Consider the following 12,754-nt stretch of genomic DNA (forward strand, 5'->3'; position numbering starts at 1 on the left):
GAGGAACATCATGAGCAACGAGATCAAGACTCAGGTCGTCGTACTCGGCGCTGGCCCTGCAGGTTACTCCGCCGCTTTCCGTGCGGCTGACCTGGGCCTGGAAACCGTCATCATTGAGCGCTACAGCACCCTCGGCGGTGTCTGTCTGAACGTAGGCTGCATCCCCTCAAAAGCCCTGCTGCACATCGCCAAGGTGATTGACGAGGCCAAAGTGATGGCCGACCACGGCGTAACTTTTGGCGAGCCGAACATCGACCTGGACAAGATCCGTGCCCACAAAGAGAAGGTGATTGGTCAACTGACCGGTGGCCTGGGTGGCATGGCCAAGATGCGTAAGGTCAAAGTGGTTAACGGTAACGCGCAGTTCACTGGTGCCAACAGCATCGACGTGACCGCCGAAGACGGCAGCGTCACCACCGTGAAGTTTGACAACGCCATCATTGCTGCCGGTTCCCGTCCGATCCAGCTGCCCTTTATTCCGCACGAAGATCCGCGCATCTGGGACTCCACTGACGCGCTGGAGCTGAAAGAGGTTCCTGGTCGCCTGCTGATCATGGGCGGTGGCATCATCGGCCTTGAGATGGGCACCGTATACAAAGCCCTGGGTTCCGAAGTGGACGTGGTTGAGATGCTCGACCAGGTGATTCCGGCCGCCGACAAAGACGTGGTTCGCGTCTTTACCAAGCGCATGAACAAGAAGTTCAAGTTTATGCTGGAAACCAAGGTGACCGCTGTGGAAGCCAAAGAGGACGGCATCTACGTTTCCATGGAGGGCAAGAAAGCCCCGGCGGAAGCGCAGCGTTACGACGCGGTGCTGGTGGCCATCGGCCGTACCCCGAACGGTAAGCTGCTGGCGGCGGAAAACGCCGGTGTGGCGGTTGACGAGCGTGGCTTCATCAACGTTGATAAGCAGATGCGCACCAACGTACCGCACATCTACGCCATTGGTGACATCGTGGGTCAGCCGATGCTGGCGCACAAAGGCGTGCATGAAGGCCACGTAGCGGCGGAAGTGATCTCCGGCAAGAAGCACTACTTCGACCCGAAAGTGATCCCCTCCATCGCCTACACCGACCCGGAGATCGCCTGGGTGGGTCTGACCGAGAAGGAAGCCAAGGAGCAGGGCCTCAACTACGAAACGGCCACCTTCCCGTGGGCAGCCAGCGGCCGTGCTATCGCCTCTGATGCCGCTGACGGCATGACCAAGCTGATCTTCGACAAAGACACCCACCGCATCATCGGTGGTGCCGTAGCCGGCACCAACGCTGGTGAGCTGCTGGGCGAAATCGGTCTGGCCATCGAGATGGGTTGTGATGCCGAAGACATCGCGCTGACCATCCACGCCCACCCGACTCTGCACGAGTCTGTGGGTCTGGCGGCGGAAGTCTACGAAGGCTCCATCACCGATCTGCCCAATCCGAAAGCGAAGAAGAAGTAATCGGATAAAGCGCAAAAAAAAGGCGGCCTTGTGGCCGCCTTTTTGCGTCTTGCGGTGAACTTTTGGTTGGGATCCCGTAGAGTATCGTCGATTCGACAATAACAAGAATATGGGACCAGGGTTGATGCGCGTTTTCCTGCTGCTGTGGTTGTGTGTGCTGCAGAGTCTGACGCCTGCCATGGCCTCGGCATTGCGCTGGGTAAACGCGGAGCAGGGGCTTCAGAACCAGAGCGTGCTGGCGCTGGCGGAAGACAGTAACGGGCTGATGTGGATCGGCACCGAGGATGGACTGTACCGCCTGACCGACCGCCGCCTGCGGCGCGTTGACCTGCAGGGCAGCCGACACCTGTTCGGCGAGAGCTTTATCCAGGCCCTGCTGCCACTGCCCAACCACCAGATGCTGGTGGCCACCGATGAGAGCATCTACCACTTCGACCTGTTTGAGAACCGGGCGGTGCCGTTAGCCGCCAGCCTCAAACTGCCTGCCCATACCACCACCACCCGCTTCTACCTCGACACTCAGGACAACATCTGGTTTATCAGCACCGAAGGGGTGGTCTTTCGGCTGGCCCCGGAACTGGATCTGTTTGAGGTCATAGGGACGCTGCCCCCGGCCCAACACTGGCGGGAACTCTACCGCGATGAACATGACCGCCTGTGGGCGATGAGTCGCCATCAGCTGGTGAGCCTTGAGGGGCGTTCGCTGGCCTCCCGAGACAACCTGTGGCCCTCCCAACGGGGCGAGTTGCGTGGCATCGCTGCGGATGGTCAGGGGCGGGTCTGGCTGGCCAGCTACAGCGGTCTCTATCAGCTCGACGTGGTGCGGGGAGCCGTGGCCCGCAAGCCCTTGCTGGACGTGCCGCTGCGGGACATCGACGAGGACGGCAACGGCGGGCTGTGGTTGTTGGGGCGGGGAGAGCTCTATCACTGGGCCGCCGGCGCACCGAGGCCGGTCAAGGTCGAGCTGGATCTGCCCAGCAATTTTCGCTCAGAGTCCCTGTTTGCAACCCAGGTCGACAGTCAGGGCCGGCTCTGGCTTATCAGCAGCTATGACGGCCTGGTGGGCTACCGCCATGACGCGCCTTTCCTGCTGGAGCAGATCAACACCGAGACCCACCCCAACATCGGCCACGACATGACCTGGGACATCTACGCCAAAGGGCCGATGCGATACCTGGCCACGGATGGCGGCGTGCAGTGGGTCAATCGCGACAGCGGTGAGCATGGCACCGTGACGCTGCCAGAGATGCGGGATGCCGGGGCGGCATTTGCCCTGTGGCCAATGGATGAACAGACCCTGGTGGTGGCCAGCACCGAGGGGCTGTATCAGCTTGATACCGAGCGTCTCGAGGCGCGCCCCCTGACCGATATGGGCCTGCCCAACCTGCGCCAGAACCTGGTCTACAACCTGATCGACGATGGCCATCAAGTGTGGATCGTCACCGATCGTTACCTCTATCGCTGGTGGCCCGCACAGCAGCGCAGCGAACGGTTTGAATTGGATGGCGAGCCTCTGCTGGGGGTTCGCAATCTGGCGCGTGGGCCGGATGGCCGGCTCTGGTTTGGCGGTGAGAACCTGCTGGCCTACCAAGGCCCGGAGGGGGAGTTTACCCGGGTGCTGACCGCCCGCACGGTGGACCAGCGCAAGCACTCCATCGGTTTTTTGGCGCCCCAGCCGGATGGCAGCCTGTGGTTTGGCAGCTACGGCCGCGGGGTTTGGATGTACGACCCCCGTTGGCGCGAGTTCCGTCACCTCAGCGAACAGTGGAAGCTGGACTGCGACAGCGCCTACTTCGGTGCCCTGGTGGAGGGACAGATGGTGATTGGCTGCAGCCGCAATCTGTTTGTGGTCGAACCGCACCTGCAAACCCTCTACGGCCTCGACCCCTACGATGGCCTTGGACTGAACGACTTTAACGAAAGCGCGCTGTTCTATGACTCCGAGGCCGGCGGCCTGATGCTGGGCGGTGTCAACGGCGTGGTGGTGGTGGATCCCAAAGCGTTGGCTCCCCAACCCAAGCACGATCGGGCCATCATCGAATCGCTGGAGGTGCACTACCTGGATGGGCATCGTCAGCTCTGGCTGCAGCCAGAAGGTCGGCTGATCAACATTGAGCCGGATTACCAGCTGCTGGCGCTGCAGTTCGCCAGCAACCGACAGCTGGACCGCACCCCCAAGCACTTCCGTTACCGTCTGAACCATAACGGAGTGGTGGGTGAGCTGGTGGATTTCCCGAATCAGGGGCAACTCACCTTCAGTGGCCTCAAGCCGGGCCGCTATGAGCTGGAGCTGTATGGCGTCAGTCAGGGGATCTGGTCCGTCGTGCCGAGCCGGGTCAGCTTTATGGTGAACCAGCACTGGTGGCAGAGCGAGCCGGTCAAAGCGCTGGCCGGTTCCGCCCTGGTGGCGTTCCTGATGCTGGGGCTGCTGCAGCGCCAACGTCAGGTGCGTCGGATCCGCCAGTTCAATACTGAGCTGAGCCAGAGCCAGCAACGCCTGCACCTGGCCCTCAGCGCCGGTCGCTCCGATACCTGGGAGTGGGACAAAGCCAGCAACCGCTTCCGGCTGGAGAACCACCAGCGGTGCCTGGGTGAGGATGACGAGCCGCGGCTGCTGGAGATGAACCAGATGACCATCCACCCGGACGATCGCCTCCGGGTCTGGCGCGCCTGGCGTGAGCACTATCTGGGGCTGTCTGAACACTACGACGTTGAGTACCGGCAAGCTGATCTGCAGGGACGCTGGCGCTGGATCTGGGCCGCGGGCAAAGCGGTAGAGCGGGACGAGCGCAACGGCCAGGCCCGCCGGGTGGTGGGGATCTACTCCGATATGACGGCACACCGCCGTCTGGAAGAGGAACATGGTCTGTATGCCCAGGCCATTGAGAACACCGCTGAAGGGGTGGTGATCCTCGACCATCAGCTGATGGTGCAGGGCTGTAACCCGGCGGCAGAGATGATCCTCGCTACGCCCCGGGCCCGGCTGATGGGCGATCGTTTCCATCACTACTGGTATCGCGAGCAGGGCCCGCAGCTGGATGCCGTTACCCGTGGCAACGCCAGTTGGCAGGGGGAGGTGCTGTTGCGCGGCAGCGCTGGTGAAACCGTACCGGTGTGGCTCAACATCAGTCCCATGGGGGACAACGCCCGCCATCTGGTGGCGCTGTTCTCCGACATTACCGAGCGCAAACGGGCCGAACTGGAGCTGCGCCGGCTGGCGGACTTCGACCCCCTGACCGGCCTGCCCAACCGCAGCCAGTTCAACACCCGGCTGCACGCGGCGGTGCAGGCGCGTGGCCCCGGTGGCCGCCCGATGGCGCTGATGTTCCTCGATCTGGACCGCTTTAAGCACATCAACGACACCTACGGCCACTCCACCGGCGATGGACTGTTGGTGCAGGCTGCGCAGCGACTGAAAGGGTTGATGGGGGATTCCGAGCTGCTGTGCCGCTTCGGTGGCGACGAGTTTATTGTGCTGATCAGTGAATTCCGCACCCGGGCTGAGCTTGAGCGTCTGGCCCAACGGGTGCTCAGCGCCATCGCCGAGCCCTTTGAGCTGGATGGCCAGCTGTTCTACGTCTCCACCAGTGTCGGCATCGCCTGTTTCCCTGACGACGCACAGCAACCGGAAACCCTGATCCGCCACGCAGACCTGGCGATGTACCACGCCAAAGAGGAGGGCAGGGGCCGTTACAGCTTCTACACCCCGCAGCGGGATGCCCAGGCCACCTACCAGCTGGAGTTGGAAAATGCCCTGCGTCAGGCGCTGGAGGCCAACCAGCTTGAATTGCACTACCAGCCACAGGTCGACCTGCAAACCGGCCAGGTCACCGGAGTGGAAGCACTGTTGCGCTGGTTTGATGAGGAGAACGGTGCGGTGCCGCCGGACACCTTTATCACCCTGGCCGAGTCCAGCGGCATCATTGTAAAACTTGACCGCTGGGCCCTGCGTCAGGCCTGTCAGAGCTTTGTCCGCTGGGGACTCGGAGATGGCATAAAACTGTCCGTCAACGTGTCGGCCAGTCACTTTCACCAGCCGGATTACGTCGATTTTGTCTCCCGGGTGCTGACCGAAACCGGCCTGCCCGCCAGTCAGCTTTGTCTGGAGATCACCGAAGGGGTACTGATGAAGCGGGTCAGCCTGGCCCAGAGCCACCTGCATGCACTGCGCCGACTGGGGGTGTCTGTGGCGGTGGACGACTTTGGCACCGGTTACTCTTCGCTGGCCTACCTGAGTCAGTTCGCGGTGGATTCGCTCAAGATCGACCGCTCCTTTGTGCATGACCTGCCCGGCAACCTGACCAACGGTGCGATCACCCGAAGCATTCTCGATATGGGGCGCAACCTGGGTCTTCAGGTGGTGGCCGAAGGGGTGGAAACCGAGGAGCAGGAGGCGTTTCTGCGCCACCAGGGCTGTGCCCGTATGCAGGGCTTCCGCTATGCCCGCCCCATGAACGCCGAGGCGTGTTGCCTCTGGTTGCAGGAGCGGGCCGAACAGCAGGAGTGCGAGTCGGTCAGTTGAGGGTGTCGAGCCAGGACTGGGTGAACTGGCTCAGACTGTCGAGGCGGTGATCGGCAATCACGAAGCGGGGGTCGTCACGGTGGTGCGGGTCCGGCACCGCCAGCGTGGTCATCCGGGCGGCTTTGGCGGCCAGCAGGCCGTTGAAGGAATCCTCGATGGCCATGGCGTGCTCCGGCGCCACCCTCAACTCATCGGCGGCATTGAGGTAAACCTGCGGGTGGGGTTTGCCGTAGCGCAGATGTTCGGCCGAGCAGGTGACCGCAAAGGCACTGTGCAGACCCAATCGGGACAGCGTCGCTTCCACCAGCCGACTTGGGGAGGAGGTGGCCAGTCCCAGTGCCCAGCCCTGTTGCTGAATCAGGGAGATGGCACTGTCGACGCCGGACAGGGCCTCCCCCTGCTGGGCGATCAGGTCCACCACACGACTCAGGATCGCATCGGCGACCAGCTCCGGTGAGGTGCCGGACCAGGGGTGGCGCTGGTACCAGTAGCCCACCACCTGATCGATGCGCAGGCCCTGGGTTTTCAGCGTGTCTTCCAGTGTCAGTGGGACGCCGTGGTCGCACAATATCTCCAGCTCCGCCTGTTGCCAGAACGGTTCCGAATCCACCAGGACGCCGTCCATATCAAAAATTACTGCTTGGATTTTGTGGGTCACGATGGTTACTATTCCTTTTTTGAATAAAGTTCAGGGCGATGCGGTCGCTTGAATTTTAGACTGAACCAGATTCTCGGTTGGTCAAAGGCTACACTCTACCTTTGGTCAGCCTGATGATGAAATCGTCTTTGGGGAGTATTTGATGAAACAGATGAAGACACTGGTGGCGGCCTCTCTGATCGGCCTGCTTTCCGCCTGTGGCGGTGGTGATGACAACAACTCCGTTAACACCGGTACCTTCAATCTGGGTGTCTCTGACGCACCGGTTGAAGAGGCCAGTGAAGTGGTGCTGTTTTTCAGCCACGTGGTGATGGTTCCGGAAGATGGCGGCGATGCCATCGTGTTCGACTTCGCTGAGGATGAGGGCGCACCGCGCAGCGTGGACCTGCTCGACTTCCAGGGCAGCAACGCCGACTTCATCATCTCCGAACGTGAGCTGCCGGTGGGTGACTACCGCATGTGCATGTACGCCCTGAATGGCGACGGCAGTGAAGAGCTCTCCTACGTTAACAGCAAAGAGCAGGGCATCGTGCCGCTGAGCATCGACAGCCAGGGCAGCTGCTACGGCACCAAGCCGGATTTTGAAGACGGTGGTCGCCTCAAGCTGACCGATGAGCGTCTGGTGAGCATCAATGTCGGCATCAACAGCTTTGTGGCCGAGTTTGATCTGCGTAAGGGCCTGGTGGATCCGAAAAACGCCCCGGGCATGAAGATCAAGCCCAATGCCGTTCGTCTGGTGAACGTGTCTGAGATCGGCACCATCTCCGGCACCCTGGCGCAAACCCAGTTTGACGCCTGTGAAGCGGACTTCAGCAGCCTGCTGGGCGCGTCCGAGTTCAGCCATGCCGCCTACCTGTATGCCGGCAGCCGCGACCGCACCACCATGGGTGACATCGCCGGTGACCAGGGCTTCCCGGCCGACAGCGCACTGGTTGAGCCGGTTGCCGTTGCCTCCATCAACCCGGTTGAGGTTGCGCAGGAGGATGGCACCACCGCCACCGAACTGCAGTACGAGTTTGGCTTTATCGGCGAAGGCACCTACTCCATCGGCTACACCTGTGTGGCCAACGCGGACCTGCCGGACACCCATGAAACCGATGCGGAAGGTTTTGCCATCTACCAGCACTACACCCCGGTAGAGGTAGAGGCGAACGAAGAGACGGTTCAGGACCTGGATCCGATTCTCTGAACGTCCTTTTCTTTGTCAACAAAACGGCGGCCAGATGGCCGCCGTTTTTGTATTTGTGGTTTGTTGTGCTGCTTTTCTCGCCCATTCCTTACGACTTTGGTGTAAATCGCCACCGAGTTTGACTTCGATCCGTTCGGGCCGATTCAAAAGCGTGCGCAAGATCGCTATACTGCGGGCACCCAAGATGTGGCGGCGGTCACAGAAGCGCGCCAATTTGCCACATCCGTTCACAGGACGTGCAGCTTTATGTGAGCCTGCCAGGAAGAGAGGAAGTGAGCCGTGTTAGAAGCCTATCGTGAACACGTCGCAGAGCGTGCCGCACAGGGAGTGGTCCCCAAGCCACTGGATGCCCAACAAACCAGCGAGCTGGTTGAACTGCTGAAAAATCCCCCCGCCGGTGAAGAAGACACCCTGATTGATCTGCTGGAGAACCGCATCCCGCCGGGTGTGGATGAGGCCGCATACGTCAAGGCCAGCTTCCTGGCAGCCGTGACCACCGGTGAGGTCTCCAGCCCGCTGGTGTCCGCTGAGCGTGCCACCGAGCTGCTCGGCACCATGCAGGGCGGTTACAACATCGAGCCGCTGATCAAACTGCTGGGCCACGATGGCCTGGCGCCGCTGGCCGCCAAAGCGCTGTCCCACACCCTGCTGATGTTTGATGCCTTCCACGACGTGGTGGACCTGGCCAACGGCGGTAACGCCTATGCCAAGCAGGTGCTGCAGTCCTGGGCCGATGCCGAGTGGTTTACCAGCCGTCCCAAGCTGGCTGAAGCCATCACCCTGACCGTATTCAAAGTGCCCGGTGAAACCAACACCGATGACCTGTCTCCGGCCCCGGATGCCTGGTCCCGCCCGGACATCCCGCTGCACGCTCTGGCGATGCTGAAGTCCGCCCGTGAAGGCATCACCCCGGATGAGCCGGGCGTGGTTGGCCCGATCAGCACCATCGACCAACTGAAAGAGAAAGGCCACCCGCTGGTGTACGTGGGTGACGTGGTCGGTACCGGTTCCTCCCGTAAGTCCGCCACCAACTCCGTGCTGTGGTTTATGGGTGACGACCTGCCGGGCGTACCCAACAAGCGCGGCGGCGGTTTCTGCTTCGGTGGCAAGATCGCGCCGATCTTCTTCAACACCATGGAAGACGCCGGCGCCCTGCCGATCGAGATGCCGGTCGACAAGATGGCCATGGGCGACGTCATCACCGTTTACCCCTACGAGGGCGTGGTGAAGAACGAAGCCGGTGAGGTGATCTCCGAGTTCGCCCTGAAGACCGACGTGCTGCTGGACGAAGTCCGCGCTGGCGGTCGTATCCCGTTGATCATCGGCCGTGGCCTGACTGACAAAGCCCGCGAAGCGCTGGGCCTGGGTCACTCCGACGTGTTCCGCCGTCCCCAGGATGTGGCCGACAGCGGCAAGGGTTACACCCTGGCCCAGAAGATGGTGGGCAAAGCCTGTGGGGTAACCGGTGTGCGTCCCGGCCAGTACTGTGAGCCGAAGATGACCACCGTGGGTTCTCAGGACACCACCGGTCCGATGACCCGTGACGAGCTGAAAGACCTGGCTTGCCTGGGCTTCTCTGCCGACCTGACCATGCAGTCCTTCTGTCACACTGCGGCCTACCCCAAGCCGGTGGACGTTAACACCCACGCCACCCTGCCGGACTTCATCATGAACCGTGGCGGTGTTTCCCTGCGCCCCGGTGACGGTGTGATTCACTCCTGGCTGAACCGCATGCTGCTGCCTGATACCGTGGGCACCGGTGGTGACTCCCACACCCGTTTCCCGCTGGGCATCTCCTTCCCGGCCGGTTCCGGTCTGGTGGCCTTTGCTGCCGCCACCGGTGTCATGCCGCTGGATATGCCGGAGTCTGTGCTGGTGCGCTTCAAGGGCGAGATGCAACCGGGCATCACCCTGCGTGACCTGGTGCATGCCATCCCTTACTACGCCATCCAGCAAGGTCTGCTGACCGTTGAGAAGCAGGGCAAGAAGAACGTCTTCTCCGGCCGCGTACTGGAGATTGAGGGTCTGGAAAACCTGACCGTCGAGCAGGCTTTCGAGCTGTCTGACGCGTCCGCCGAACGTTCCGCCGCCGGCTGTACCATCAAGCTGAGCGAAGACTCCATCGCCGAGTACCTGCAGTCCAATATCGTGATGCTGAAGTGGATGATCGCCGAAGGCTATGGCGACCGCCGTACCATCGAGCGCCGCATCAACGCCATGGAAGCCTGGCTGGCCAATCCGGAGCTGATGGAAGCCGATGCCGATGCCGAGTACACCGAGGTGATCGAGATCGATCTGGCCGAGATCAAAGAGCCGATCCTGTGTGCACCGAACGACCCGGACGACGCTCGTCTGCTGTCCGACGTGCAGGGCGACAAGATCGACGAAGTGTTCATCGGTTCCTGTATGACCAACATCGGTCACTTCCGTGCCGCCGGTAAACTGCTGGATAAGTTCAAGGGCGCTCTGCCGACCCGCCTGTGGGTGGCGCCGCCGACCAAGATGGACCAGCAGCAGCTGATCGACGAAGGCTACTACGGCATCTACGGCCGTGTTGGTGCCCGCACCGAGATGCCGGGTTGTTCACTGTGTATGGGTAACCAGGCCCGAGTGGCTGACGGTGCCTCCGTGGTGTCCACCTCCACCCGTAACTTCCCCAACCGTCTGGGTACCGGTGCCAATGTGTACCTGGCCTCGGCGGAGCTGGCGGCGGTTGCCTCCATCCTCGGCAAACTGCCGACCGTGGCGGAGTACCTGGAGTACGCGAAGACCATCGATGCGCAGGCGGCGGACACCTACCGCTACCTGAACTTCCACCAGATGGAGCAGTACACCAAGCCGGCCGGTGAGGTGATTGTGCAGCAGCCGGCGTAAGCGCCGACGGCTGAGCATGAAAAAACGCCCCGCGATTGCGGGGCGTTTTTGTGTCGGTGCGTGACGTCGAGCGGGGCGCTACGCCGACTCGCTGCCACTCAATCTTCAGCTGGCTTCGCTGTGACGCTCAAACAGCGCTTCAAGCAAACGGTCTTCCAGTTCGAACCGCTCCTCCATCTTCTGGCCCAGTTCAGACAGATCCTGATCCAGCTCCATCATGATGTCGTCATTGACGCCGTTGGTGTACTTGTCGTTGAAATCGAGCGCGGCATCGGTACTGGCGGAGATTTTGGGCACCAGGCTTTGGGCAAGGGCCTTGGCGTGTTCGCCACTCTGCTCGCAGGCAGTGGATACCTGGTCGTAGACCTCAAAATGCCCCTCAGACATGTAGTCCACCAGCAGATTGCAGAACTGTTGAACGCGGGTTTCGTCCGGAAGGTGGCCCTTCTCCCCCTCATAGGGCGGTAATCCGGCCAGTTGGCAGTAGTGGATCAGTAACTGACGACGACTTTCCAGCCAGTTATCGATAAGCGTATTGGAGCCTCCCCAGGCGTCCACGGCCCTTTCTAACTTTGTCAGCATGGCACCATCCTCTTGCAAGCCAACCTTTATTGGTATTACCCAATTTAAGTAAGGGATGGCTCAGGGATCAACGCTTTTTTAACATCGAACCGAAGATTCTGCTGTGGGGACGGGAGAGGGGAAATAAAAAACCCTGACGCCGAGGCGTCAGGGCATAAGATTGGGTGTTGCGGGACTCACTGACGTGAGCTTCTTACTTCGTTTTGCTAGCGCGGTATTGTTATACCAAAGGCGAATAGGGAGTGCAAATCTTTGCCAATTCGGGTCACTACCGGAGGATTCCCTGAATTGTGGGACGGCTCACGCTGGCCTCGTACCAATCCTCGACCGCGGTGCTACAATGGCCAGAATTTTGTTGCGTATTGATGCGTAAGGGATGAACTAGATGTCAGAACTGAAAAACGATCGTTACCTGCGAGCGCTGCTGCGTCAGCCGGTAGATGTGACCCCGGTTTGGATGATGCGTCAAGCAGGCCGTTACCTACCGGAATACCGGGCCACCCGCGCCGAAGCCGGCGACTTTATGAGCCTGTGCAAGAACCCCGAGCTGGCCTGCGAAGTCACTCTCCAACCTCTGCGCCGCTTCCCCCTCGACGCTGCGATTCTCTTCTCCGACATCCTGACCATTCCTGATGCCATGGGCCTGGGTCTCTACTTCGAGACCGGTGAAGGTCCGCGCTTCCAGACTCTGGCTGACAACAAAGCCACCATCGAAAACCTGCCGATCCCGGATCCGGAGCAGGAGCTGGGTTACGTGATGGACGCCGTGCGCACCATCCGTCGCGAGCTGAAAGGTGAAGTGCCGCTGATCGGTTTCTCCGGCAGCCCGTGGACTCTGGCCACCTACATGGTGGAAGGCGGCAGCTCCAAAGACTTCGCCAAGATTAAGAAGATGGCTTTTGCCGAACCGGCTACCCTGCACCTGCTGCTGGACAAGCTGGCGGACTCCGTCATTCTGTACCTGAACGCCCAGATCAAAGCCGGTGCACAGGCGGTACAGATCTTTGATACCTGGGGTGGCGCACTGTCCGGCCCGGCGTACCGCGAGTTCTCTCTGCGTTACATGCACAAGATCGTTGATGGCCTGATCCGCGACTACGACGGCCACAAAGTGCCGGTTGTACTGTTCACCAAAGGTGGCGGTCAGTGGCTGGAAGACATCGCGGCCACCGGCTGTGACGCTGTGGGTCTGGACTGGACCGTTGACGTTAAGGCCGCCCGTGCCCGCGTCGGCGACAAAGTGGCCCTGCAGGGCAACATGGACCCGTCCATGCTGTACGCACCGGTTCCGCGTATCGAAGAGGAAGTGGAGCGCATCCTGGGCGAATTCGGCCACGGTGACGGCCACGTCTTCAACCTGGGCCACGGCATTCACCAGCACGCCGATCCGGAGCACGCTGGCGCCTTTATCAATGCCGTTCACGAGCTGTCTCGCAAGTACCACAAGTAAGACGCTCAGTGCACAGACAAAAAAGCACCCCTCGGGGTGCT

7 protein-coding genes are annotated in these 12,754 nt (G+C 61.1%); 5 read left to right on the forward strand and 2 right to left on the reverse strand.

Going from position 1 to position 12,754, the window contains the following annotated elements:
* Window positions 1–10: 10 nt before the first annotated feature.
* Both lpdA and FBAL_RS01965 read left to right on the forward strand, forming a co-directional pair.
* A complete protein-coding gene (lpdA, locus tag FBAL_RS01960; protein ID WP_013343892.1) occupies window positions 11–1,438 on the forward strand; it encodes a dihydrolipoyl dehydrogenase in 1,428 nt (475 codons plus the stop codon).
* Window positions 1,439–1,562: 124 nt separating this feature from the next.
* On the forward strand, window positions 1,563–5,960 hold the full coding sequence (locus FBAL_RS01965) for an EAL domain-containing protein (protein WP_013343893.1): 4,398 nt from the start codon (window positions 1,563–1,565) through the stop codon (window positions 5,958–5,960).
* Here the strand turns inward: FBAL_RS01965 and hxpB are convergent.
* Window positions 5,953–6,621 (reverse strand): hexitol phosphatase HxpB, encoded by a 669-nt coding sequence (gene hxpB, locus FBAL_RS01970; protein ID WP_041251136.1) that lies wholly within the window; start codon window positions 6,619–6,621, stop codon window positions 5,953–5,955. The genes FBAL_RS01965 and hxpB overlap by 8 nt on opposite strands.
* A 139-nt stretch (window positions 6,622–6,760) precedes the next feature.
* On the opposite strand from hxpB, the gene FBAL_RS01975 reads away from it, so the two are divergent.
* Together FBAL_RS01975 and acnB are read left to right on the forward strand one after the other, a co-directional pair.
* Window positions 6,761–7,807: a DUF4382 domain-containing protein gene (locus tag FBAL_RS01975; protein WP_013343895.1), complete on the forward strand. Its 1,047-nt coding sequence runs from the start codon at window positions 6,761–6,763 to the stop codon at window positions 7,805–7,807.
* Window positions 7,808–8,086: 279 nt separating this feature from the next.
* On the forward strand, window positions 8,087–10,681 hold the full coding sequence (acnB, locus tag FBAL_RS01980; RefSeq protein ID WP_013343896.1) for a bifunctional aconitate hydratase 2/2-methylisocitrate dehydratase: 2,595 nt from the start codon (window positions 8,087–8,089) through the stop codon (window positions 10,679–10,681).
* Between the two features lie 105 nt (window positions 10,682–10,786).
* On the opposite strand, the gene FBAL_RS01985 is transcribed toward acnB, so the two are convergent.
* Complete coding sequence (locus FBAL_RS01985) at window positions 10,787–11,263, reverse strand: Rsd/AlgQ family anti-sigma factor (RefSeq protein WP_013343897.1); 477 nt, start codon at window positions 11,261–11,263, stop codon at window positions 10,787–10,789.
* 385 nt (window positions 11,264–11,648) lie between these two features.
* On the opposite strand from FBAL_RS01985, the gene hemE reads away from it, so the two are divergent.
* Window positions 11,649–12,713, forward strand: coding sequence for a uroporphyrinogen decarboxylase (gene hemE, locus FBAL_RS01990; protein ID WP_013343898.1), 1,065 nt, complete (start codon window positions 11,649–11,651; stop codon window positions 12,711–12,713).
* Window positions 12,714–12,754 lie beyond the last annotated feature (41 nt).

Source organism: Ferrimonas balearica DSM 9799 (assembly GCF_000148645.1).
Taxonomy (GTDB): Bacteria; Pseudomonadota; Gammaproteobacteria; order Enterobacterales; family Shewanellaceae; genus Ferrimonas; species Ferrimonas balearica.

Excerpts from the sequence above, each read along its gene's own strand:
- FBAL_RS01975 (WP_013343895.1), top strand. The coding sequence starts at position 6,761 with ATGAAACAGATGAAGACACTGGTGGCGGCCTCTCTGATCGGCCTGCTT.
- FBAL_RS01965 (WP_013343893.1), top strand. The coding sequence starts at position 1,563 with ATGCGCGTTTTCCTGCTGCTGTGGTTGTGTGTGCTGCAGAGTCTGACG.
- hemE (WP_013343898.1), top strand. The coding sequence starts at position 11,649 with ATGTCAGAACTGAAAAACGATCGTTACCTGCGAGCGCTGCTGCGTCAG.
- lpdA (WP_013343892.1), top strand. The coding sequence starts at position 11 with ATGAGCAACGAGATCAAGACTCAGGTCGTCGTACTCGGCGCTGGCCCT.
- FBAL_RS01985 (WP_013343897.1), bottom strand. The coding sequence starts at position 11,263 with ATGCTGACAAAGTTAGAAAGGGCCGTGGACGCCTGGGGAGGCTCCAAT.